Annotated in this window: 20 protein-coding genes and 2 tRNA genes; 15 read left to right on the forward strand and 7 right to left on the reverse strand. The window is 63.9% G+C overall.

From position 1 onward, the window contains the following. Nucleotides 1-12: 12 nt before the first annotated feature. Nucleotides 13-1,746, forward strand: a complete 1,734-nt coding sequence (locus M2336_RS12855) for a histidine kinase dimerization/phospho-acceptor domain-containing protein (protein WP_264572841.1) — start codon at nucleotides 13-15, stop codon at nucleotides 1,744-1,746. Between the two features lie 107 nt (nucleotides 1,747-1,853). Next, nucleotides 1,854-1,929 (forward strand) — tRNA-Ile (locus M2336_RS12860). Between the two features lie 111 nt (nucleotides 1,930-2,040). Here M2336_RS12860 and M2336_RS12865 read toward each other — a convergent pair. Beyond that, a tRNA-Pro gene (locus M2336_RS12865) sits at nucleotides 2,041-2,117 on the reverse strand. 228 nt (nucleotides 2,118-2,345) lie between these two features. Beyond that, nucleotides 2,346-2,552, reverse strand: coding sequence for a hypothetical protein (locus tag M2336_RS12870; protein WP_181559675.1), 207 nt, complete (start codon nucleotides 2,550-2,552; stop codon nucleotides 2,346-2,348). Nucleotides 2,553-2,814: 262 nt separating this feature from the next. On the opposite strand from M2336_RS12870, the gene ettA reads away from it, so the two are divergent. After that, nucleotides 2,815-4,494 (forward strand): energy-dependent translational throttle protein EttA, encoded by a 1,680-nt coding sequence (ettA, locus tag M2336_RS12875; protein WP_264593046.1) that lies wholly within the window; start codon nucleotides 2,815-2,817, stop codon nucleotides 4,492-4,494. A gap of 244 nt (nucleotides 4,495-4,738) precedes the next feature. On the opposite strand, the gene M2336_RS12880 is transcribed toward ettA, so the two are convergent. Together M2336_RS12880 and M2336_RS12885 are read right to left on the reverse strand one after the other, a co-directional pair. Continuing rightward, nucleotides 4,739-5,122 carry a gamma-glutamylcyclotransferase gene (locus M2336_RS12880; protein WP_264572843.1) on the reverse strand — a complete coding sequence of 128 codons (384 nt, stop codon included), beginning with the start codon at nucleotides 5,120-5,122 and terminating at the stop codon, nucleotides 4,739-4,741. 3 nt (nucleotides 5,123-5,125) lie between these two features. Then, on the reverse strand, nucleotides 5,126-5,767 hold the full coding sequence (locus tag M2336_RS12885) for a carbonic anhydrase (protein ID WP_181559678.1): 642 nt from the start codon (nucleotides 5,765-5,767) through the stop codon (nucleotides 5,126-5,128). A gap of 65 nt (nucleotides 5,768-5,832) precedes the next feature. On the opposite strand from M2336_RS12885, the gene lipA reads away from it, so the two are divergent. Together lipA and M2336_RS12895 are read left to right on the forward strand one after the other, a co-directional pair. Further along, entirely contained in the window at nucleotides 5,833-6,771 is a 939-nt protein-coding gene (gene lipA / locus M2336_RS12890) for a lipoyl synthase (RefSeq protein ID WP_264572844.1), read from the forward strand. 6 nt (nucleotides 6,772-6,777) lie between these two features. After that, on the forward strand, nucleotides 6,778-7,254 hold the full coding sequence (locus tag M2336_RS12895) for a type II toxin-antitoxin system RatA family toxin (protein ID WP_181559680.1): 477 nt from the start codon (nucleotides 6,778-6,780) through the stop codon (nucleotides 7,252-7,254). On the opposite strand, the gene M2336_RS12900 is transcribed toward M2336_RS12895, so the two are convergent. Together M2336_RS12900 and M2336_RS12905 are read right to left on the reverse strand one after the other, a co-directional pair. Then, nucleotides 7,200-7,739: a CinA family protein gene (locus tag M2336_RS12900; protein WP_264572845.1), complete on the reverse strand. Its 540-nt coding sequence runs from the start codon at nucleotides 7,737-7,739 to the stop codon at nucleotides 7,200-7,202. The genes M2336_RS12895 and M2336_RS12900 overlap by 55 nt on opposite strands. A 105-nt stretch (nucleotides 7,740-7,844) precedes the next feature. After that, the gene (locus M2336_RS12905) at nucleotides 7,845-9,053 is read right to left on the reverse strand and encodes a bifunctional 2-C-methyl-D-erythritol 4-phosphate cytidylyltransferase/2-C-methyl-D-erythritol 2,4-cyclodiphosphate synthase (RefSeq protein ID WP_264572846.1); all 1,209 of its coding nucleotides are present in this window, start codon (nucleotides 9,051-9,053) and stop codon (nucleotides 7,845-7,847) included. Between the two features lie 83 nt (nucleotides 9,054-9,136). Between M2336_RS12905 and dusB the strand changes: the two genes are divergently transcribed. From dusB to hflX, 7 genes are all read left to right on the forward strand, one after another. After that, nucleotides 9,137-10,171 carry a tRNA dihydrouridine synthase DusB gene (gene dusB / locus M2336_RS12910; RefSeq protein WP_264572847.1) on the forward strand — a complete coding sequence of 345 codons (1,035 nt, stop codon included), beginning with the start codon at nucleotides 9,137-9,139 and terminating at the stop codon, nucleotides 10,169-10,171. Beyond that, entirely contained in the window at nucleotides 10,161-11,282 is a 1,122-nt protein-coding gene (locus tag M2336_RS12915; protein WP_264572848.1) for a two-component system sensor histidine kinase NtrB, read from the forward strand. Before dusB ends, M2336_RS12915 begins: the two co-directional genes overlap by 11 nt. Continuing rightward, the gene (gene ntrC, locus M2336_RS12920; protein ID WP_264572849.1) at nucleotides 11,279-12,733 is read left to right on the forward strand and encodes a nitrogen regulation protein NR(I); all 1,455 of its coding nucleotides are present in this window, start codon (nucleotides 11,279-11,281) and stop codon (nucleotides 12,731-12,733) included. The genes M2336_RS12915 and ntrC overlap by 4 nt, the downstream gene beginning before the upstream one ends. A gap of 98 nt (nucleotides 12,734-12,831) precedes the next feature. Further along, a complete protein-coding gene (locus M2336_RS12925; RefSeq protein ID WP_264572850.1) occupies nucleotides 12,832-15,084 on the forward strand; it encodes an ATP-binding protein in 2,253 nt (750 codons plus the stop codon). Nucleotides 15,085-15,096: 12 nt separating this feature from the next. After that, nucleotides 15,097-16,467: a sigma-54-dependent transcriptional regulator gene (locus M2336_RS12930; protein WP_264572851.1), complete on the forward strand. Its 1,371-nt coding sequence runs from the start codon at nucleotides 15,097-15,099 to the stop codon at nucleotides 16,465-16,467. Between the two features lie 150 nt (nucleotides 16,468-16,617). Beyond that, nucleotides 16,618-17,106 (forward strand): RNA chaperone Hfq, encoded by a 489-nt coding sequence (hfq, locus tag M2336_RS12935; protein WP_264570320.1) that lies wholly within the window; start codon nucleotides 16,618-16,620, stop codon nucleotides 17,104-17,106. A 44-nt stretch (nucleotides 17,107-17,150) separates the two neighbouring features. Beyond that, the gene (gene hflX / locus M2336_RS12940) at nucleotides 17,151-18,479 is read left to right on the forward strand and encodes a GTPase HflX (RefSeq protein ID WP_264572852.1); all 1,329 of its coding nucleotides are present in this window, start codon (nucleotides 17,151-17,153) and stop codon (nucleotides 18,477-18,479) included. A gap of 9 nt (nucleotides 18,480-18,488) precedes the next feature. On the opposite strand, the gene mazG is transcribed toward hflX, so the two are convergent. After that, nucleotides 18,489-19,253, reverse strand: a complete 765-nt coding sequence (gene mazG / locus M2336_RS12945) for a nucleoside triphosphate pyrophosphohydrolase (RefSeq protein ID WP_264572853.1) — start codon at nucleotides 19,251-19,253, stop codon at nucleotides 18,489-18,491. Nucleotides 19,254-19,477: 224 nt separating this feature from the next. On the opposite strand from mazG, the gene M2336_RS12950 reads away from it, so the two are divergent. The 3 genes from M2336_RS12950 to M2336_RS12960 are packed head-to-tail and all read left to right on the forward strand — an operon-like array spanning nucleotide 19,478 to nucleotide 24,185. Then, on the forward strand, nucleotides 19,478-19,963 hold the full coding sequence (locus M2336_RS12950) for an RNA polymerase sigma factor (protein WP_264572854.1): 486 nt from the start codon (nucleotides 19,478-19,480) through the stop codon (nucleotides 19,961-19,963). Continuing rightward, entirely contained in the window at nucleotides 19,960-21,003 is a 1,044-nt protein-coding gene (locus tag M2336_RS12955) for a FecR family protein (protein WP_264572855.1), read from the forward strand. The genes M2336_RS12950 and M2336_RS12955 overlap by 4 nt, the downstream gene beginning before the upstream one ends. Nucleotides 21,004-21,059: 56 nt before the next feature. Continuing rightward, complete coding sequence (locus M2336_RS12960; RefSeq protein ID WP_264572856.1) at nucleotides 21,060-24,185, forward strand: TonB-dependent receptor domain-containing protein; 3,126 nt, start codon at nucleotides 21,060-21,062, stop codon at nucleotides 24,183-24,185. The last annotated feature ends 14 nt before the right edge of the window (nucleotides 24,186-24,199 follow it).

Raw genomic sequence — 24,199 nt, forward strand, 5'->3', positions numbered from 1 at the left:
GGGGCCAACTGAATGCGTTTCAACGATCTTCTGCGGACGGTGCTGGCCAATGGCGGCGAGGGCACAGGTGCCGCCGTGACGCGCTGGCGCCAGTGCATGGATCTGCTTGCCCAATATGATGTCTCCGGCGCGAAAACCCAGAAGCTTTCGCCGGACGAGGCCCACACCATCCTGACCATCCTGACCATCCTGCAGGAAGCCCGGCCGAAGGTGAGCTTGGAAGGCCGCATCGCATCCGTCGTGGAACTTGGGTCCAGACTCCGCTCCCCCACGCTGGTGCAGTGGCTGGCGGGCGATCATCCTTCGGTTGTCGTGGCGATGATGAAATCTGTCCGCCTGACCGGCGAAGACTGGGCCGCGATGATACCCCATCTGGGCCCGCTGGCCCGCAGTGTTCTGCGTCGCCGTCCGGATCTGCCGGAAGCCGCAATGGCTGCGTTGCGGCGCTTCGGCGAAGTCGATCTGTCGCTGCCGGCCGCCGAGATTCGGGAGGCGGAAGCAGAGACGTTGAGTGCGGACCGGGTCGCTGGGACCGACGAGCTTGATCGATCGGGCAGCACAGACGAGGCAAGCCAGATCGGCCGTCTCGTTGCGCAGATCGAGCGGTTCAAGAAGGCGAACCCGTTCAAGGCGGCCGGCGCCGCTGACCCTCTGCCGGATGCAGTCCAGCCAGAGTCTCGGGTCCAGGACACGCCGGAGCCCGATGTGGACAGCTTTCAGTTCGAGACCGATGCCTCGGGCCTCGTCCGCCTGACCGACGGCGCATTTCCCGAGGCGATCATTGGCCTCAGCATTGCGACGCCGGGCGTGGATGTCAGCCATGGGGTGGATGGCGCCACGCTTGGGGCATTTCGGCACCGCGCCGCGTTCGAGAATAGCCGCCTGACCTTGCAGGACGGTGCGCTGGCGGGCGAATGGCGCATCTCCGGCGAACCGCATTTTGACCGGCAGAGCGGTCGCTTCCGGGGCTATACCGGCATTGCCAGGCGCGAGCGGCGGTTCGAGGCGCCGGTTCGCCCCATTGAAATGCAGGCGAGCGACGAGGGCGCCACGCTCTCTGCCACCAGCACGCGGCAACTGATCCATGAGCTGCGCACGCCGTTGAACGCCGTTCAGGGCTATGGCGAAATGATAGAAGCGCAGATCCTGGGCCCGGTCCCTGAGGTCTATCGCGACATCGCCCGGGCCATCCTGGCGGATGCACGGGCATTGCTGACGACCTTCGACGATCTCGACGCGGCAAGCCGACTGGAGCGGGGAGACCTCTCGGCCCAGCAGGATGATGTCGATCTGACCGCTGCCCTGCATAGGGTGGTGGACGCCGCCGGCTTTGGCCAGGCCGTCAATCTCTCGGTCGAGAGCGGCTCCAGCCTTGTGCATGGCGATCGCAACCAGATCGAACGCATGTTGAATCACCTGATCCGCATCGGCCATGCCGGCTTGGCTGCGGGGGAACAGCTTGTCCTGTGCGTCTGTCCGGCGCCGGAGCGCGCCTCCGTGAGCTTGACGATGAGTCGCCCGACGGCCTTGCGCGGCATCGAGGCGCGCGCCTTTCTCGAACAGGGTTATGTGGTCGAGCAGCGCCTCTATGGCGACACGCCGCCGCTCGGCCTTGCGTTCACCCTCAAACTGGTGCGCGGAATCGTCCGCCATCTCGGTGGGGAGTTCGCTATCACGGCACAGGCCTTCGGCATCGTGCTGCCGACCGCGCCCGAGGCCTATCGCGAGCAGGGCCATAACGGCTGATCCGACGCCTGTTCGCTCCGCTCGCCACCATGCATCAAGACTTGCCAAGCAGGATCGCCGCAAGCTAACGCGCCCAGAGCCGGCGCCATGCGCTGCGGTGGAGAATGGGGCCTGTAGCTCAATGGTTAGAGCTGGCCGCTCATAACGGCTAGGTTGCGGGTTCGAGTCCTGCCGGGCCCACCATCCATCGAAGAGCCGACGTTGCTGCGCCTTGCGCTCCTCGCCAGAGACGGAGCGACCGCCCGGCCCAATCATGGCCGCGCGGGTTATGACATTCGGAAAATAAGGAAAAAATGGTCGGGGAGACAGGATTCGAACCTGCGACCCTCTGCTCCCAAAGCAGATGCGCTACCAGGCTGCGCTACTCCCCGATCCAGGGCGGGCCTTAGCTTTCGCTTTGCCCTTGATGCAAGCACAAAGGCCGCGCCGATCCCGGATGTGTCCGGTGGCGAGGCGGCGATGATCGCAAAAGGATCACCGGTGCCTGTAACTGGCGGGCACGATCCAAACGGCATTGCCGGTGACCGTACCACCAAATGTAAAGGCGGCGCCGATGATCGACGCCGCCCTTGAACAATGCGCAGAAGCGCAGTCGCAGATTACTCTGCTGCGTTCGCCGCGTTGTTCGAGACGTTGGCGAGGTTGTCCATCGCGTTCGCAGCATTGTCAGCAGCGTTGGCAGCGGCGTCCAGCTCGTTCACAACCAGCTCGTTGGAGACGTTGTTGGTCTCAGCAGCCGGCTTCTCGCCGCACGCTGCAAGGCTCATGAGCGCGATCGCGGCGCCGGCCACAGCAAACTTCTTCATATTATTAGGCTCCCATAGCAAAGGTCGTGCACAGCAAAGGGCACGAGCGGCCCAATTAACGCATGCCGCAGGGAAATCAATAGCCTTATCAACCAAAGTGCTTGGCAATAAGGAACGGTTTTTCGCGTGGGACAGCACTTTTACAGCGGGGAGGCGGAGAGTGCGGGAGCGGCACAAGCCGGGATTTGCCAATGGACCCGCCGTAAGCTAACCGGGCGCCAATTCAAAGACACTCCATTCCGCTCAAGAGGACCGTTTCCCAATGGCCGTCCAGTACAGCTTTGTCATGAAGGGTCTCACCAAGACCTTCCCCGGCGCAAACAAGCCGCTTTTCAATAACATCCACCTTCAGTTCCTGCCGGGAACGAAGATCGCGATCATCGGCGTAAACGGCGCCGGTAAATCGACGCTGATGAAGGTGATGGCCGGCATCGACAATGATTATACCGGCGAGGCTTGGGCCGCCGAGGGGATTCGCGTCGGCTATCTGCCGCAGGAGCCGCAGCTCGATCCCGACAAGACGGTGATCGAAAATGTGAAGGACGGCGTGCGGCCTGTCGCCGATCTGGTCGACCGGTTCAACGAGATCAGCGCGATCATGGGCGATCCGCCGGAAGATTGCGATTTCGATGCGCTGATGACGGAGATGGGCGAGCTTCAGGAGAAGATCGACGCGGTCGACGGCTGGACGCTCGACAACCAGCTTGAGATCGCCATGGAGGCGCTGCGCTGCCCGCCGGGCGACTGGAGCGTCGACAATCTCTCGGGCGGTGAGAAGCGCCGTATCGCCCTGTGCCGCCTGCTTCTGGAAAAGCCGGACATCCTGCTGCTCGACGAGCCGACCAACCACCTCGATGCCGAGAGCGTCCAGTGGCTGGAGCAACACCTGATCAACTACACCGGCAACGTGATTCTCGTCACCCACGACCGCTACTTCCTGGACAATGTCGTCGGCTGGGTTCTGGAGCTGGATCGCGGCCGGGGCATCCCGTTCGAGGGCAATTATTCGAGCTGGCTGGACGCCAAGGCTAAGCGCATGGCGCAGGAAGAGCGCGAGGATGCCGGTCGGCAGAAGGCGATCAAAGAAGAGCTGGAGTGGATCCGGCAGTCGCCCAAGGCGCGCCAGACCAAGAGCAAGGCGCGTATCCGGGCGTTCGATGAGTTGATCGAGAAGCAGGAGAATCGCGCGCCGGGCAAGGCCCAGATCGTCATCCAGACACCCGAGCGCCTTGGCGGCAAGGTGATCGAGGCCAAGAACCTCACCAAATCCTATGGCGACAAGCTGCTGTTCGATGATCTCTCCTTCACGCTGCCGCCGGGCGGCATTGTCGGCGTGATCGGCCCGAACGGCGCGGGTAAATCTACGCTGTTCCGGCTCATCACCGGGCAGGAACAGCCCGATTCGGGCAGCATCGAGGTCGGGCCGACCGTGCGCCTGGGCTATGTCGACCAGAGCCGCGATGCGCTCGATCCGAATCATAACGTCTGGGAAGAAATCTCCGGCGGCCATGATCTGATGACCATCGGCAAGCATGAGTTGCAGACGCGCGCCTATGTCGGCGCCTTCAACTTCAAGGGGCCGGACCAGCAGAAGAAAGTTGGTCAGCTCTCGGGCGGTGAGCGCAACCGCGTCCACATGGCCAAGATGCTCAAGGAGGGTGGCAACGTCCTCCTGCTCGACGAACCGACCAACGATCTCGACGTCGAGACGCTGCGCGCGCTGGAAGACGCGCTCGAGAACTTCGCCGGCTGCGCTGTGGTCATCAGCCACGATCGCTTCTTCCTCGACCGCCTGGCGACTCACATCCTCGCTTTCGAGGGGAACAGCCATGTCGAATGGTTCGAAGGCAATTTCGAGGCCTATGAGGAAGACAAGCGCCGCCGCATGGGCGACGCGGCGGATCGGCCGACGCGACTCGCTTACAAGAAGCTGACCCGCTAGCGGAGGCTTGCAGGGAGGGGCAGGGAGCTCGGTGGGTCAGAGACTCATCGCCGCTCCCGTCAGGCCGCTCGGCTGCCCCTCACTGCAGAATCGGACCCGGTCTGGTGCTCCGGCGGATTGCTTTTGACGGACAAGGGGTCGCCACGGTGCTGGCGATTTGGACCGGCCGCTTCACGAGCGTTCGCCGACTGGGCGCGGATCGACCCAATTTGGCGAGAGCGCTGGATGTCGGCGTGACGCCAGACTACGCGTTGCGCCACTGGCCGGTGGCGATCACCGGCAAACCCTCGACGCTGCGATTATACTCATAGGTCCAGACCCGGCGCCCACTATCCAGCAGGTCAACCTCGATGCGGCGATACTCTGACGCGCCGGGCTTATCGGGATCGTACAACTCGTAGACATCCATCTTCTCGAGCAGCAGTGGATCGCGGATGCCGATCAGTTCGCCATGCACCACGCCGGACTCGCCCGTTACCAGGCCGGGATAATCACCCAGATGATAGAGCCGGCCGACCACCCGGTCCGGCCCGAGCCGGCGCACGCCGCCCTCCATGCCGAGCGCAGCGAAGCCCGGTCCGCCTGTCATCAATAGTCCGTAGACGAAGAAAGCGACTTCTGTGTCCATCGCCTATTCGAACGGAGCGAAGTCGCCGCTCTGCTCATCGAGCACGTGCAGGACGCCATCCGATATGGCGAAGAATGCGCCTCGGAGCGCCAGCGCGCCGCTGGCTTCCTTTTCCGCGATCCACGGGAAGGTGCGCAGATTGGCGAGGCTGACCTTGACGGCGGCCAGTTCCATCGCCCGGCCTGCCGCGCCGCCATGGTCGCTGCCATGCGTCGCGACGACCTCGGCCCGCGCGTCATCGAGCAGGGATATCCAGTTCGCGATGAACCCGCCCTCGCCGGGCGCCGCATCGTGCATGGCACGGGTGAGCGCCGCGTTGCAGCCGCCGCACATGCCATGGCCCATCACAAGAATTTCCCCCACGCCGAGGAACTGCACGGCGAACTCGACGGCAGCAGACACGCCGTGCCGCCCGGGATTGGTTTCGAACGGCGGCACCAGCGCCGCCACGTTGCGGACGACGAAGATTTCCCCGGGACTGGTGTCGAAAATCTGGGTCGGATCGACGCGGCTATCCGAACAGGCGATCACCATCACGCGCGGGCTCTGGCCCTCGCTCAGTTCCGCCCAGCGCGTGCGCTGTTCAGACCAGTCCTGACCGCGAAACCGGCGATATCCTTCGAGCATGTCTGAAAACTGTACCATGGCAATTTCTTTGCCGATGATCGTGGGGGCTGGCAAGCGGGCTTTGCGGTCGCTATCTGGGCGGCATGAACGATCTCTCGTCCGATCCCGCAGGCTTCCGCCCGCGCAAGCCCGACTGGATCCGCGTCAAGGCGCCGGTCAGCGCCGGTTACGAAGCCACACGCAAGCTGATGCGGGACAAGGGGCTGGCGACGGTCTGCGAAGAGGCGGCCTGCCCGAATATCGGCGAGTGCTGGACCAAGAAGCACGCCACGGTGATGATCCTGGGCGACACCTGCACCCGGGCGTGCGCTTTCTGCAATGTGAAGACAGGGATGCCCCGGCCCGTCGATCCGCGGGAGCCGCAGAATCTGGCCGATGCCTGCGCCGAAATGGGTCTTGAGCACATCGTCGTGACGTCGGTGGACCGCGATGATCTGGCCGATGGCGGGGCGGGCCAGTTCGTGAAGGTGATAGAGGCGTTGCGCCGCACGACGCCGGAAACGACGATCGAAATTCTGACGCCGGATTTCCGCAACAAGCATGAGGCCGCCGTGGAGGCCATCGTCGCGGCGCGGCCGGATGTCTATAATCACAATCTGGAGACCGTGCCCCGGCTGTATCCCACGATCCGCCCGGGCGCGCGCTACTATGCCTCGCTGCGGCTGCTGGAGACGGTGAAGCGGCTCGATCCCTCCATTTTCACCAAGTCCGGCATCATGCTGGGCCTCGGCGAACAGCGCCTCGAGGTCCATCAGGTGATGGACGACATGCGCTCGGCGGATATCGATTTCCTGACCATGGGCCAGTATCTGCGCCCGACGCCCAAGCACGCCGCCGTGGCGGAGTTCGTGACCCCGCAGGCGTTCAAGGCTTATGCCGCTATCGCGCGGGCTAAGGGCTTCCTGCAGGTCGCTTCCAGCCCGCTCACCCGCTCAAGCTATCATGCCGGCGATGACTTCGCCCAGATGCGGGCCGCGCGCGAAACTGCGCTCGCCAAAGCCGCGATGAAAAGCAGCCTCTGAACGCCCATGCCCAAGCATAACGAAACCCGCCATCTGCCTTACTCGCCGGAACAGATGTTCGATCTGGTGGCTGACGTCGCGTCCTATCCGGAGTTCCTGCCGTGGGTCAGCGCCATGCGGGTCCGCTCGAACAGCGACACGGAGATGCTGGCGGACATGGTGGTCGGCTTCAAGGGGCTGCGCGAGACCTTCACCTCGCGCGTCGTGAAGGAGCGGCCGCATCATGTGCATGTGGATTATGTCGACGGGCCGTTGCGCCATCTCTCCAACGACTGGCGTTTCCGGCCGGATGGGGAGGGCGGGGTGCTGATCGACTTCGAAGTCGATTTCGCGTTCAAGAGCCGCATGTTCGAGATGTTGGCCGGCCAGGTGTTCGACCGGGCGCTGCGCAAGATGATCGGCGCTTTTGAAGAGCGGGCGGCGGCCCTTTACGGCGCCGATGCCTCGGGCAGCAGCAGTTCGAGCGCACATAGCGCCGCCTGAAGCCGCACTTTCGCGCGGCCTTCATCCTCGAATTTCCGCAAGTCGGCGACGGCATCGGCATCCTGCATGCCTTTTTCCGCGCGGGCGAACACGACCGTCCCGACCGGCTTCAACTCCGTTCCCCCATCGGGACCGGCCACGCCGGTGATCGAGACGGCGACATCGGCGCCCGTCCGGTTGAGGGCGCCATGCGCCATCGCCCAGGCGGTGGCGATCGAGACCGCCCCGAAGGCATCGATCACATCTTCGCTGACGCCGAGCAATTTGACCTTCTGCGCGTTCGAATAGGTGACGAAGCCTGCCTCGAACACGGCGGACGATCCGGGAATTTCGGTCAATGCGGCAGCAACCAGCCCCCCGGTGCAGCTCTCCGCGACCGCAACGGTGCGGCCAATGGCGCGATTTTCCGCGATAACGCGACGGGCCAGCACGACAAGTTCGGCAGGCAGCACGCCATCGGCATTGTTCAGGGTCGACTCACTCATGATCGTCCACGCATGATCGCATCGGGTTGAAAAGCCAACGGCATTAACGATGACCTCGACGAACGGGAACGGCGGCGACTGGCATTTGGTTGCCTTGAGGCCGCGTCACGATGCGGGTTCAACGTCATCATCCGGCACGCGCAGAGTCACCACGGCCTGCGCCGCGATGCCCTCGCCGCGGCCGGTCAGCCCGAGCCGCTCGGTGGTGGTCGCCTTCACGCTGATCCTGCCTTCCGGCAGCGCCATGATCGCCGCGAGACGGGCGAGCATGGCTCCGCGATGCGGCCCGATCTTGGGTGCCTCGCAGATGATCGTCACGTCAACATGATCGATCCGCCCCCCGCGCGCCGACACGCGATCGCAGGCGAAGGCCAGGAACCGATCCGAAGCCGCGCCCTTCCATTGCGGGTCGCTGGGTGGGAAATGGCTCCCGATATCCCCCTCGGCCAACGCGCCGAGCATCGCATCGACCAGCGCGTGGATCGCCACGTCGGCATCGCTATGGCCGGAGAGGCCATGACTGTGGGGAATCTGCACGCCGCACAGCCAAAGATCTTCGCCTTCCACGAGGCGATGCACATCGAAACCCATACCCACGCGCGTGCTCATGCCGACCGTCAATAGTCGCTCCATCCGTTCATGATCGCCCGGTCCCGTGATCTTCTCAAGCGCGCTGTCGCCCGGCACCAATGCCACGTCGATGCCGACGCGCCGCAGCATCTGCGCGTCGTCGGTCGGTTCTTCGGGGCCCGTCCACTGCTGATGGGCGGCCATGAGCGCGGCAAAATCGAAGCCCTGCGGGGTCTGCACGCGCGCGAGGACCGACCGGTCGACCACCTGGCCGGCCTCGTCGCCACCGGAGCGCACCAGCGTGTCGACCACGGGGAGTACCGGAACCACGCATCGCGCGCCATCGGCGAGTGCGCCGAGCACTCGGTCGATGACGGCAACCGGAAGCAGCGGTCGGGCGCTGTCATGAACGAGCACATGGGCTGCACCGGGCTCGCTGCCGGCCAACGCCTCAAGACCGGCGAGAACGGAGAGGCGCCGGCTGCTGCCACCTGCAACGATCATCAGACCTTCCGCGCGGGGGCCGAGCAGGCTGCGCATCGCATCCTCGCTGCCTGGCGGCACGACGAGCGCCACAGGGCCAACGCCGGGATGGGCGCGCAACGCATCCAGCGCATGGGCCACAACCGGCTTGCCGGCGAGCGTTCGCAACTGTTTGGGTGTCTCGTGACCGGTGCGCAAGCCGGCACCGGCAGCGAGCAAAATCGCGGCTGACAGGCCTGCGCGAGGGGCTTGATCGGGCATGGGGCGCGCTTAGCGCACGGCTTGCTTGCCCGCCAGCGTCATTCGCGGTAAGGGCTGCCTGTTTTTTAGGCAACATTCCGGTCATGACGCTGCTCAAACCCATCCAGATCGGTCCCGTGCGGATCGAGACACCGGTCGTTCTTGCGCCCATGACGGGCGTGACTGACATGCCGTTCCGCACGCTCGTGCGGCGCTATGGATCGGGCCTCAACGTCACAGAAATGATCGCCTCACCGGCGATGATCCGCGAGACGCGGCAATCGCTGCAGAAGGCCGCCTGGCACCCGGTCGAGGAACCGGTGTCGCTTCAGCTCGCCGGCTGCCAGCCCGCTGAAATGGCTGAGGCAGCCAAGCTCAATGCCGATCGAGGCGCGGCCATCATCGACATCAACATGGGTTGCCCGGTCAAGAAGGTGGTGAATGGCGATGCCGGCTCGGCGCTGATGCGCGACCTGCCGCTCGCTGCCCGACTGATCGAGGCGACCGTGAAGGCGGTCGATGTGCCTGTGACCGTGAAGATGCGAATGGGCTGGTGCCATGACAGCCTGAACGCACCCGAGCTGGCACGCATCGCCGAGGATTTGGGCGCCAAGCTGATTACGGTTCACGGGCGGACCCGCAACCAGATGTACAAGGGCAGCGCGGACTGGGCGTTCGTGCGCCGCGTCAAGGATGCGGTGAGGTTACCCGTGATCGTGAATGGCGACATCTGCTCGCTCGACGACGCGCGCACAGCGCTGGCGCAAAGCGGCGCCGATGGCGTGATGATCGGGCGCGGCGCCTATGGCAGGCCGTGGCTTCTCGGGCAGGTCATGCAGGGTCTGGTGAGCGGCCGGACCGTTGAGAACCCTGACATTGCCGAGCAATATGCCGTGATCGTCGAGCATTATCACGCGATGCTGGATCACTATGGTGAGACGACCGGCGTCAATATGGCCCGCAAGCATCTCGGCTGGTACACCAAGGGCCTGCCCGGCTCGGCCGAGTTCCGCAACATGGTCAATCAGGTGCCGGATGCGGCGACCGTGCTCGATATGCTGGAGCGCTTCTACACGCCGTTCGTGACGCACCCTGAACGGCTCGATCAGGAACCGGAACAGGCCAGGAATGCAGCCTGAGGCCGATTTCAGGGCTGGGGCGGATGCGAATGCACCGACCCGATCCCTGCCTGCCGCTGCCGAAATCGTCTCCGCGCATCCCGTCGCGACATTGATGATCGATCCGGACGGTCGGATCGTCACGGCCAATGCGCGCGCGGAAACGCTGCTCAACATGGCACGCTCGGCGCTGGTCGGCAGCGCCATCGGGCGGGTGCTGCGCATCGCCGATCCACGCGTCGATGCGGCGATCTGGATGACGGACAAGCCGCTGTCTGCCTATGATATTCAGGTCCATGCCGGGCGGAATGAAGCGCTGGAGATGGATATTCTCATTCATCCGCTACTGGAGGACGATCGCTGGCGGATCGTCGCCCTGCATGTCCATGGCCAGTCGCAGGCACTCGGCACGCGGCGCACATCCATGGGCGTGCGCTCGGCGACCGGCGCGGCAGCGATGCTCGCCCATGAGATCAAGAACCCGCTTTCGGGCATTCGCGGCGCGGCGCAATTGCTGGAGGGCGATGCCGGGGAGGCAACCCGGCCGCTCACCAAGCTGATCTGCGACGAGGTGGACAGGATCGCCGCCCTGATCGACCGGATGCAGCATTTCACCAGCAATCAGCCGCTCGAATGCCGACCGGAGAATATCTATCCGCTGCTTGACCGGGCGGTGGAGTTGGCGTGCGCCGGGTTCGCCCGCAATTGCACGATCACCCGCACCTATGACCCGTCCCTCCCGTTCGCACAGGTGAATGGCGACGCGCTGGTCCAGATCATGCTCAACCTGGTCAAGAATGCGGTAGAGGCCGTGGACGGCATGGCGGATGGCGCGGTTCAGGTTGCGACGGCCTATCGCCATGGCCTGTCGGTGATGGGCGCGCGCGGTAAGGGCGCCGCACCGCTGCAGATCGAGATTCAGGTGATCGACAATGGCCCCGGCGTGCCGGACAATATCCGTGACGTACTGTTCAACCCCTTCATTTCCAACAAGCGAAGCGGGCAAGGCCTCGGTCTCGCGCTGGTCGACAAGCTGGTGCGCGATATGAACGGCCTTGTGCAATATGAGCGCGACAAGGTTGCCGGGCGGTCGATCTTCCGAGTTCTGCTGCCGATGGGAGGGAGCCTATGACGCGCCTGACTGGCAAGGTTCTGGTGGTCGATGACGATCCGGCGATCTGCATGGTCGTCAGCGAGGCGCTCAAGCGGCAAGGCCACATCATCCGCACCGCTGGCTCGATAGCCGACCGCCATGAGGCGCTGGCGAGCTTCACGCCCGATGTGCTGATTACCGACGTGATCCTGCCGGACGGCGATGGTCTCGATGATGTCGGCAATATTCTGGCTTCCGAGCCTGACCTCAAGGTCATCATTCTCTCGGCGCAGAACACGCTCAACACGGCCGTACGCGCCACAGGGCAGGGTGCATTTGAATATCTGCCAAAGCCGTTCGATCTGAATGAGCTTAGCCGCGCGGTGGCGGAAGCACTCAGCGTTCGGGCCAAGGGCAAGCTGGCGGAACCGTCGGCTGGTGAGGGCACGGACGACGGCCTGCCCCTTATCGGGCGCTCGCCGCAGATGCAGGAGGTCTATCGCACGATCGCGCGGGTGGTGGGCAATGATCTCAACATTCTGGTTCTGGGCGAATCCGGGACCGGCAAGGAACTGGTGGCCGAGGCGATCCACAGCCTGGGGCCGCGCCGCAATGAACCGTTCGTGGCGATCAACATGGCCGCTATTCCCCGCGAGCTGATCGAGGCCGAGCTGTTCGGATACGAAAAGGGCGCGTTTACGGGCGCCTTCGCGCGAACGGCGGGCCGGTTCGAGCAGGCCGAGCGCGGCACGCTGTTTCTGGACGAAATCGGCGACATGCCGATGGACGCGCAGACGCGGCTGCTGCGGGTGCTCCAGTCCGGCGAAATCACGACGGTGGGCGGGACAAGGCCGGTGCGGGTCAACGTGCGCATCATCGCCGCGACCAATCAGGATCTGCCAACCCTGATTAGCGAAGGCCGGTTTCGCGAAGACCTGTTCTATCGCCTCAACGTCGTGCCGATTCGCCTGCCGGCGCTGCGTGAGCGGACAGGTGATGTCGCGATCCTCGCGCGGCATTTTCTTGATCAAGCTGTCTTCGAGGGGTTGCCGAGCAAGCTGCTCTCCGAGCAGGCCGCCGCGCTGCTCGAGCGCTATGACTGGCCTGGCAATGTGCGCGAACTCCAGAACCTGATGAAGCGCCTGACCGTGCTCACGCGCGATCAGGAAATTCAGGTCCAGCATGTCCGGCAGGTGCTGCGCGTGCAGGACAGCGTGGGCGACCCGGCCGACAGCAGCGCCGCCGATCTGGCGGAAGCGGCGCGGCGCTGGGCGCGGGATCACCTCGCGGTCGGCGGCAATGCCAGCCCCTGCGAGCTTTACGACCGGCTGCTCGACGTCATCGAACCTGTGCTCTTGAGCGAAGTGCTTGCCGCAATGGATGGCAATCAAATCCGGGCAGCGGCCACACTGGGGCTCAATCGCAACACCTTGCGAAAGAAGCTCAATCACTATGATATCGACCCCACCATGCCGCTGCGCCATCGCTGATTGCGGTGCGATAGACCGGGGCCGGCCAGCGCCGTAACTTCCACCGTCGCGTGTTAAGCGTGTTTGCTCCGCCACGCCGATGTTGTATCGGTGCCACGATGGATCAAAGATCGACCGTGCTGGACAATGTGAGCGATCCGTCGCGGCCGTTGCGCATCTGGCAGCGGCTCAGTCGTCTGGCTGTTCCGCTCACAGCGGGGGTCTTTGTCGCCACGGCGGGGTTCACCTGGTGGTTGCTCACGCGTCCCCAGGATGATGACACATTGCTCAGCGCCGCCGTGGTGGCGCTGCTGCTGGTCCTCAATCTTCTGCCGGCCATTCTGCTGCTCGTTCTGCTCGGCCAGAGGATCGCCCGGCGGCGCGCCAATCGCAGCCTCGTGGGCGGCAATGGGCGTCTGCACGTCCGCCTCGTCGCCCTGTTCTCGGTGATCGCGAGTCTGCCGCTGCTGCTGGTGGTGATCTTTGCCTCGCTGCTCTTCCAATATGGCGTGCAGTTCTGGTTCTCAGCTGATGCGCGCGGCATGCTCCAGAACGCCTCCGATCTTGCTCGCGGCTATTATCAGTCCAACCTCAAGGAGTTGAGCGACGAGACCGTGACGATGGCGGGAGACCTGCGCAATTATCTCTCCCAATCAAGCATTTCCAGCCCGTCCTTCGCGGAGGGTTATATCTATCAGGTGGTCACGCGGAAACTGAACCGCTCGGCGATCATCGAGATCGGCAAGGACGGCGTCGCGCGGACGGCAGCCACGGTCGATCCGGAACGGCAGACGGCCACGGATATGCTGACGCCGGAGATCATCCGCGATTTGCGCAATGGCCAGCCCGTCGTGGTGCAGGCCAAGCCCAACCAGATCGAAGCCTTTGTGCTGCTCTATCCCGAGTCCAACACATTCCTCTACGCCACCCGCGATTCGGCCGTCTCCGCTTTCAGCGAGATGGAGCGCGCCCAGGCCGTGCTCGCCGATTATGACGAGTTTGCCGCGCGCTCGCGGCAGCTACAGCTGCGCTTCAACATCGCTTTGTTCATCGGCACATTGATGCTGGTCGGCACGGCAGTGTGGATCGCGCTGGCCGTAGCGGATCGACTCGTCCGACCGGTGGGAGAGTTGGTGGATGCCGCGCGGCGTGTGACGGCAGGCGATCTGTCGGCGCGGGTCACTGACTCTCATTCTCGCGACGAACTGGGCACACTGGCAAGCGCGTTCAACCGAATGACCCAGCGGTTGGAGGCGCAGACCGGCGCGCTCGTCTCGGCCAATAATCAGCTAGCAGATCGGCGGGCGCTCATCGAGGCCGTGCTGTCGGGTGTCAGCGCGGGCGTGGTCTCCGTCGACCGCGATGGCACCATCCAGATCCTGAACAGCTCGGCAGCGGGTCTGCTCGTGCGCCCTGGCGAACAGGCGGTCGGCCAACGGCTTGCCGATGTGTCCGAGGAGCTGGCAGCGCTGATGGAGGCCGGCACCGGCGCCGACATCATCCAGATCCGTGCGCGGGGCGAGGTGCGCACGCTCGCGGTTCGGGTGGTCGTCGAGGACGGCAATCAGGTGCTGACCTTCGATGATATAACCGAGCAACTGCTCGACCAGCGCCGCGCCGCCTGGTCGGATGTCGCCCGCCGGATCGCCCATGAAATCAAGAATCCGCTGACCCCGATCCAGCTCGCCGCAGAGCGGCTGCAGCGTCGCTACGGCAAGGAGATCGAGTCCGATCCCAGCACCTTCCGCCGCCTGACCGAAACGATCGTGCGGCAGGTCGGCGATCTGCGCCGTATCGTCGATGAGTTCACCTCCTTCGCGCGCATGCCCAAGCCCGTCTTCCGGGAGGAAGCGGTGATCGACATCGCCCGCCATGCGATGTTCCTGCATGAGGTCGCGCACCCCGAGATTACTTTCACCTTCGATAGCGAGGAAGCCGATCCGGCCTTGGTCTGCGACCGCCGGCAGATCGGCCAGGCGCTGACCAATATCGTCAAGAACGCGGTCGAGGCCATCGAGCAGCGGCATCTTGCCGACACGCCGAAGGGGGAAGGCGATCAACCGCCCGCCAATGCCCCGCATGGCCATGTGACGATGCTCGTGCTGCGTGAGGAAGGGCAGCTCGCCATCTCCGTGACCGACGACGGCATCGGCCTGCCCGAGCAGCGCGAGCGGATCATCGAACCCTATATGACGACGCGCGCCAAGGGCACCGGCCTCGGGCTCGCGATCGTGAAGAAGATCGTCGAGGAACATTTCGGCTCCATCACCTTCGGCGATGCCGAAAGCGGAGGCACAGTCGTGACTCTCCGCTTCGACGTGGAACGGCTGTCGCGCCTCGCCGAGGGCGACGAGAGGGCCGAGACAATATGAAAGAGACGTTGAATGGCGCTTGATGTTCTGATCGTCGATGACGAAGCCGATATCCGGGAACTGGTCGCGGGTGTCCTCGAGGATGAGGGGTTCGAGACGCGCCTGGCGGCCAATAGTGACGAGACGTTGGAAGCGCTTGCCGCGCGGCGCCCATCGCTGGTGTTGCTGGACGTGTGGCTGCAGGGGTCAAAACTGGATGGCCTCGAACTGCTCGACATCATCAAGGAGCGAGACCCCAGCATTCCGGTGCTGATGATCTCGGGCCATGGCAATATCGATACGGCCGTCGCGGCGATCCGGCGCGGGGCGGTCGATTTCATCGAGAAGCCGTTTGAATCCGACCAGCTTCTTCACATCGTCAACCGGGCGACGGAAACCGAGCGCCTGCGCCGGGAAAATCAGGTGCTGCGCGCGCGCTTCGGACAGGAAGAGGAACTGACCGGCACCAGCAATGCCATCAACACGGTGCGTGCGACGATCAAGAAGGTCGCCGGCACCGGCAGCCGGGTGCTGATTACCGGACCGGCCGGCGTCGGCAAGGAAGTGGCGGCGCGGATGCTCCACAACTGGTCGACGCGGGCGAGCGGTCCGTTCGTGATCGTCACGGCGGCGCGGATCGAGCCGGAGCGCGCCGAAGAAGCGCTGTTCGGCGTGGAGGGTTCAGACGGGGTGATCCGGCCCGGCCTGCTGGAGCAGGCCCATGGCGGCACATTGTTCCTCGACGAAATCGCGGACATGCCCCTCACCACGCAGGGCAAGATCCTGCGGGTGCTGACCGACCAAAGCTTTACGCGCATCGGCGGCCAGCGGCAGGTGAAAGTCGACATCCGGGTCATCTCGTCCACGGCGCGCGACCTCAAGGAAGAGATTGCCGCGCGGCGGTTCCGTGAAGATCTCTATTACCGGCTCAATGTCGTGCCGCTTACCCTGCCACCTCTGGCAGAACGGCGGGACGACATTCCCGGGCTGGTCGAGCATTATCTAGCACGCTTTGCCGCTGAGCGCGGCATGGCCTCTCCCAACATGGCGCCCAATGCGATGGCCGCCCTGCAATCGGCTGATTGGCCGGGCAATGTCCGCCAGCTCCGCAATGTCGTGGAGCGCACCGTCATTCTGGCGCCGATGAATTCGGGCGGCGTCATCGAGCTGGAGATGCTGCCGGCGGAGGCCACTGGCGGCGGCGACGACAGCGCCATGTCCACCGCGATCATGGGGGCGCCGCTGCGGGAAGCGCGCGAGAATTTCGAGCGGGAGTATCTGCGCATCCAGATCAAGCGCTTCTCCGGCAACATTTCGCGGACCGCTGCGTTTATTGGCATGGAGCGCTCGGCCCTGCACCGCAAGCTGAAGTCGCTTGGCTTGGGAGATGAACGCGATAGTTGAGCACTAAGAACCTTTGTGCAGCGCAACAAGCCGGGGCTGGATTTCTCCCTGGGAATCACATAGCTTGCACCAGTCACCCCACTCATGGGGCATATCGACGCTTTGACAGAGCGCGACGCGGACAGCGAGCCGCCAATAATGGAGTAGAAAATGGCCGAAAAACTCAATAACTTACAGGACATATTTCTCAACAGTCTTCGCAAGAGCAAGACCCCGGTGACCATGTTTCTGGTCAAGGGCGTCAAGCTTCAGGGCATCGTCACCTGGTTTGATAATTTCTCGGTCCTGCTTCGGCGCGACGGTCAAACCCAACTGGTCTACAAGCACGCCATTTCCACGGTCATGCCTGCGCATCCGATGGATCTCGCCAAGATTGAATCCGCCTTCTCATCAAATGAGCGCAAGCCGAAGCTTTTGCAGGAAATTTTCCTGTCGGCGGTCCATAAGTCCGGTGACCCGGTAACCATGTTTCTGGTCAACGGCGTGATGCTTCAGGGCGAGATCGCGGCTTACGACCTGTTCTGCATGTTGCTCCAGCGCGATGGTCTCGTGCAGCTCGTCTACAAGCATGCCATCTCGACCGTTCAGCCCACCCATCCGCTCGATCTCTCGGGCGAAAATGATGAAGATGAGGACTGAACAGATGGGGATGACCCATTAGTTTTCATCTCGATCAGGAAGAAGTGACGCGTGGGACGCGGGCCATCGTGGTCCACGCCGATCTCGGGCGACGCCAGCGGCGGGACGTCTCGGCCCGGCTGGAGGAAGCCAAAGGACTCGCGCTCGCCATCGGACTGGACGTGTGCGGGACCGCGGCGTTCCGCGTGCGGCAGTCCCGCCCGGCCACGCTGTTCGGCTCCGGGCAGGTGGAAGAGATCGCCGCGCTGGCCGCGCGTGAGCAGGCCGAGCTCATCGTCGTCGATAATAATCTGACACCCGTGCAGCAGAGCAATCTTGAGAAGAATTGCGCCGCCAAGGTCATCGACCGCACCGGCCTTATCTTGGAGATTTTCGGCGAGCGCGCCGCCACGGCCGAGGGGCGCCTGCAGGTCGAGCTGGCCCATCTCGATTATCAGGCCGGCCGGCTTGTGCGCAGCTGGACCCACCTGGAGCGGCAGCGCGGCGGCTTTGGCTTTCTTGGCGGCCCCGGCGAAACGCAGATCGAAGCCGACAGGCGGATGATCCGCGATCGCATGGCCCGCATCCGGCGCGAGCTTGAGCAGGTTACGCGGACCCGCGGGCTTCATCGCGCCCGGCGCCAGCGCGCGCCCTGGCCGGTGATCGCGCTCGCCGGCTATACCAATGCTGGCAAATCGACCCTGTTCAATCGCCTGACCGGATCGGCTGTGGTCGCGCAGGACATGCTGTTCGCCACGCTCGATCCCACGATGCGGCAAATCAGCCTCCCGGGCATCGACAAGGCCATTCTCTCGGATACGGTGGGCTTCGTGTCGGACCTGCCGCACCAACTGGTCGCGGCCTTTCGCGCAACGCTCGAAGAGGTACTATCCGCCGATCTCATCCTCCATGTGCGTGATATCGCGCATCCCGACAGCGACGCGCAGAAAGCCGATGTGCTGGACGTGCTGGCCGATCTGGGGGCCGTCGCCGGGGAGGATGACGAGGCGCCTGCGGACAGCGCCGTGCCGGTGCTGGAAGTCTGGAACAAGGTCGATCTTATCGACGATCCCGACCATCAGGCCGCGATCCGCAACCGGGCCGAGCATGAGCCCGATGTCGCCCTTGTTTCCGCGCTGACGGGCGAGGGGATCGAGGCGCTACGTCGGCGCCTTTCCGATATCCTCGGCAAGAGCCACCGGCGCTACGAGTTCGATCTGAGCGGACGTGAAGGCGCGGCGCTTGCCTGGCTTCATGCCCATGGCGAAGTGCTGTCCGAAACGGCAGAGGCCGATGGGGGCGAAGTCACCATCCACGTCTCTGTGCGGATGGAGCCGGCCGATTATGATCGCTTCGTGCGCCTGCACGGCGACCAGGCCGGACTGATCGCCTGAGGCTCGCCCTCAACGCTCGGCGCGCTTGACCTTCTGCCAGAGCGCTTCCTTCTCATCCAGAGACAAACCGGGAAATGCCTCGCCCGCATCGGCTTCCATGGCGCGGAACCGCCGCTCGAACTTCCCGCTCGCCCGGCGGAGCGCCGTCTCGGGATCGACATGATGATGCCGCGCGAGATTGACAACCGCAAACAACAGGTCGCCGATCTCGTCCTCTAACTCTGCCTGATCGGTAGCCTGTTCGACCTCCTCCAGCTCTTCCCGCACCTTGGCGCGCACATCTGCGATGTCATCCCAATCAAACCCGACGCGCGCGGCACGGTTCTGAATTTTCTCCGCCCGCGAGAGCGCGGGCAGGGAGAGGGCAACCCCTGACAAGGCCGAGCGATCATCCGAGGGCTTGCCGGCGCGCTCTGCGGCCTTGATCTCGTCCCAACCGGGCGAGACCGACCCGGGCGCTGCAAAAACATGCGGATGGCGCCGCAACATCTTCTCGCAAATCGCGGAGATCACATCGGAAAGATCGAAGGCCTGTTGCTCCGAAGCCATCTGGCTGTGAAACACGACTTGGAACAGCAGATCGCCCAGCTCATCCTTGAGCGCCGCCATATCGCCGGACTCGATGGCGTCGGCGACCTCATAGGCCTCCTCGATCGTGTAAGGCGCGATGGTGGCGAAGGTCTGGGCGACATCCCACGGGCAGCCATCATCCGGATTGCGAAGCCGCGCCATGATGTCCTGAAGCGGTGCGATGTCTGCGGGTGTGTTGCTCAATGAAGGTTCCGTCACGATAGGAAAGCTCGCAAGACGGTAGACAGGTCGATGTCCAAACTCCAGCACCGACCGGACTAAGCTCCCCATCGGGCTCGGAGTCACCCAAAAAGAGAAACTGAATTTTCTTTTTTTATGAATGCGCTGAGGAATTCCGGGTAACGACGCTCATAGAAAACAGAACAAACGGACCTCTCACGGAGATGGCATAGGTGCAGGATAAATCCGTGCCTGTTTTGGATGACGAACGCGTGTCGCTGCACCGGCGCGCTTTGCATCGCTATTTCAGCAAACGGGTGCCCATCGGCGAGGTCGAGGATCTCGTGCAGGAAGTCCTGGCCAATCTGCACAGCCGCCAGAAAAGCGCGGAAATCGAGAATGTGCAGGGCTATCTCTTCACCATCGCCTCCCATGTGCTGGCGCGGCGGCACCACAAAAATGCCCAGTTGCGCTATGCTGACGAAGAGGTGCCGGATCAGATCGATCCCTTCTCGCCAGAACGCATCCTGATCGGGCAGCAAAGCCTCACCGCTGCTCTGGAGGTGATCCGCACGCTGCCTCCGCGCACTCAGCAGGTGTTCGTTCTTCATCGCTTCGAGGAGATGACCTACGCCCGGATCGCGGCGCATCTGGGCATCTCGGCAAGCGCCGTCGAAAAGCACATCATGCAGGCTTTGAAAGCATTGCACGACAATGCCAGGGGGACGGAATGAAGTTTCTGCCTCGCCTCGTGCGACCCGCCGACCGGCCGACGCCCGTGGATGCCCCCGGATGGGTCGCCCGTGTGCGCTCAGGCACATTGCCTCCGCAAGAGGTTCGCCAGTTCGAGCGCTGGCTTGCCGAACGTGACGAGAACCGGCGCGACTATGACGCGTTGGTTGCCCAGTTTCTCGAACTAGACCGCCTCCGCTCCCATCCCGAAATCATGGCTTTGCGCGAGGAGGCGCGCCAGGCGCCGCGGGGCAAACGCCGGCTCGCCATCGCGGCGGCTCTCGGCCTGCTGCTCACTGGTGCCGTGACGGCCGTCGTTGCGCTCGATCTGCTGCCCACCAGCAGCGAGCAGCGAGCGTCCGTCGTCACAGCCTATTACGAAACGCCGGAGGGCAAGACGTCGGCGATCGTCCTGCCCGATGGCAGCAAGGTCTTCCTCGATGCGAGCAGCGCGCTCAAGGCGAGCATGGGCGAGACGACCCGGCGCATCGAGTTGCTGAGCGGCCGCGCCAACTTTGCGGTGGCGAAAGATCGCGAGCGGCCCTTCGTCGTGATGGCCGGTGGTCAGCGGATCAAGGCGCTCGGCACCCAGTTCGACGTCAATCTCGTCGAGCGGACCGTCGAGCTGACGCTCATGGAGGGCCATGTCGTCGTGCAGGGCCTCAAGACAAAGTCGGACACGGCGTCGACCGTCTTCATGCGCCCCGGCTACCGCCTCGTCGCAGGGGACGGCAATTGGACACTCGCCCCGGTCGATCTGCGCAATGTTTCGCGCTGGCGGGAGGGTGTCCTGATTTTCGACGAAGCCCGGCTCGGCGACATCGTGGCCGAGATGAATCGCTATCTCCCGGCCAAAATCCTCATCGGCACGCCCGCCATTGCCGAGCGGCGGATGAGCGCCGTGCTCCGCGCCGGAGACGTATCGACATTTCTTTCTGCCATCGATGCCATGGGCGTGGCCCGATGGACGCGGGTTTCCGACGGGGAATATCGGTTGCTGGACATCGCCCGTGAAAGAAATCTGAACGCACGACTGAGGTAAATCGCGCGAACCGCCTCATCAGGTAGAGAAGTCTAAAAACAGGTGAGGGGATTTTCATGTTCATGTCTGGTTTCAACACGCGCGGCGCCTTGATGCTCGGCGCGGCGGCGACCGCGCTGGTCGCTTCGGCGGCGCAGGCCAAGCCGGTCGATTTCGATATTCCATCGCAGCCTCTGCCATCAGCCCTGCGGACGTTCGGGCTGCAAAGCGGCACGTCGATCGTCTTCTCGGCCTCGTCCACAGGCTATGGCCCGTCGGTCCCCATCAAGGGGCAGTATGAACCCAAGGAAGCGCTCGCCCGGCTGTTGGGAAGCGCACCGCTGCAGCCGCTGGAGCGCGGCAGCGGCTTCACCGTCGTGCGCATGGAGCCGCGACCTGCCGCCGCTATGGCCGCACCAGCGCCCGCCGCGCCTGCGCCGCAAGCCATGGCTCAGGCTGAGCCGGCGCCGGAGGCCGAAGAGGGCGATGCGATTGTGGTCACCGGCTCACGGATCGCCCGATCCGGCTTCACCGCGCCGACGCCTGTCACGCAGCTCGGTAGCGAGCGTCTGGCGAATACCTCGGCGGCCAGCGTTGGCGAGGCGCTTGCCCAGCTTCCCGCCTTTCGCGCCACCACTTCGCCAACCACGTCCGGCGTGACCATTGGCGCCGGTGGCGCCCGCACAGTCGATCTTCGCGGCTTGGGCGCGCAGCGCTCGCTGGTTCTGGTCGACGGGCGCCGGTTCGTGCCCAGCACGATTGCCGGCGCTGTCGACACCAATCTAATTCCCGGCATCCTCATCAATCGCGTCGAGCTGGTGACGGGCGGCGCCTCGGCGGCCTATGGCTCGGATGCCGTCGCCGGCGTCGTGAACTTCATTCTCGACAAGAAGATGCAGGGCTTCCGGGTCAATGTGCAGGCTGGCATCTCCGAGCGAGGCGAGGATAGCGATCAGCTGATCGCCGCCGCAGCAGGCACCAGCTTTGCCGGTGGACGCGGCCACGTCATCATCGGCGGCGAGTACAACAATAATCGCGGCATGGGCGGCTGCTACAGCTACGATCTGTGTGCGCAGGAATGGCAGGTTCTGACCAACACCGCCTACCGGACCAACGGTCAAGCAGCGCGGATCATCAGCCCGAACGTCCATACGGCGACGCAGACCTATGCGGGCAAGATCAACGCCCCGACCGCGCTCGCGACGATCCAGTTCGACGATGCAGGCAACCCCGTTCCATTCGTGCGCGGCCAGTATGCGACGCTGTTCATGCAGGGCGGGAGCGGGGAAGGGCAGAACGCCTTCCGGTCCGCTGGCGTTCTGAAAGTGCCTGTGGAGCGCTATGCCCTCTACGGACGCACCGAATATGAGCTGGGCGCGGTGACGCCGTTCATCGATGTGTCCTATGGCCGGGTGCGCGTCATCACGCCGGGCGCGCAGACCCGCGACACCAATCTGACCATCAATCGCGACAACCCCTATCTGCCGCGCTCGATCGTCAACCAGATGACCACGCTTGGCGCGCAGACGCTCACCTTCGGGCGCGTCGGGCAGGATCTTGGCGTGGCCGTTGGCGACAATGTCACCAAGACCTTTCGCATCGTCGGCGGTTTCGATGCCGATCTTGGCAATGGGTGGAAGGCGGACGCCTATTATCAATTCGGCCAGACTGACGCGAGCCAGATCGTCGAGAACAACCGCATCACCGCCAACTTCACGCGGGCGCTGGATGCCGTGGACGAAGGCCGGTTCCGCACCGGGGTGGACAATGGCAATATCGTATGCCGTGCGACCCTCAGCCCCAATGCTGCGGTCCGCGCCGCCGCGACGGGCTGTCAGCCGCTCAATCTGTTCGGGCAGTATCGCTTCTCGGAGGCGGCGCGCGCCTACAGCTTCGGCACCTCCGAGCAGCGCACGCGCTTTCAGCAACATGTGGTCGCCGCCAACCTGCGGGGCGATCTGTTCGACTTCGGCTCCGGCCCCGTCTCCATCGCGGTGGGCGGCGAGTATCGCAGCGAGCGTGTGAGCGGCACGGCAGACCCGATCTCGCTGACTAACGGCTTTTACATCGCAAACGCCTCGTCCTTCGGGCCGGAAACGATCAACATCGTGGAAGGCTATGCGGAAACCGTCGTTCCGCTGCTCCGCGACATGCCCGGCATAGAACTGCTCGAGTTCAACGGGGCGATCCGCCGCACGAATTACAGCACCAGCGGCTCTGTGACGACGTGGAAGCTCGGTGGCATATATGAGCCGGTCGAGGGCGTGCGCTTCCGTGGCACACGGTCGCGCGACATCCGCGCGCCCAATGCCGCCGAACTCTATACGCCGCTGGTGGCCTCGCAGGGCTCCATCTTCGACATCTCGAACAGCAGTCAGGTGCTTGCACGCGTGTTCCGCGGCGGCAACCAGTCGCTGCGGCCGGAAATTGCGGATACCACCACCGCCGGCGTCGTGCTTCAGCCGCGGATGATCCCGGGGCTGCGCTTCTCCGCGGATTATTACGATATCAAGATCCGCGACGCGATCGACCTCGTCGGCGCGCAGGTGATCACGGATCGCTGTAACGCGGGCGGGGCCAGCTACTGCGCGCTGATCACGCGCGACACCGGCCCCAGCGGCCTGATCACGGACGTGGTGGACCAGTATCTCAACGTCAACCAGATCAAGACGCGCGGCATCGACTTCGAGCTGGATTTCTCGAAGCGCTTCGGGGCCGATAACCGCATCGCCATCAACCTGCTGGCGACCCGCGTGTTCGATCTGATCCAGGTGGATGCGACGGGCTCTCTGGACCGCGCCGGGCAGACCGGGCGTCAGGTCGGCGGCCCGATCGGCGTGCCTAAATATACGCTGGATGGGACCTTCACCTTCGAGAAGGGACCGTTCGGTGCCACGGTGCAGGGGCACTACATTCCCAAGGGCAGCTATGATGCCAGCCTGATCGGGCCGGATGATCCCAATTACAGCAACACCTTGGCCAACAGCATCGACAATAATGTCGTGGACGACATGCTGACCTTCAATCTCTCGCTGCGCTACACCATCGGTGGGGCAGGGGATTCCACGATGCAGATCTATGCCGCGATCAATAATCTGTTTGATACGGACCCGCCCATCGCGCCGGGCAACTCGGTGACCAACCCTGTTTTCTTTGACCAGACCGGCCGCAGCTACCGCGCCGGCGTGCGTCTGAAATTTTAAGAGGAGAGAAAGAG

Source organism: Sphingobium sp. B1D7B, from assembly GCF_025961965.1.
Classification (GTDB): Bacteria; Pseudomonadota; Alphaproteobacteria; order Sphingomonadales; family Sphingomonadaceae; genus Sphingobium.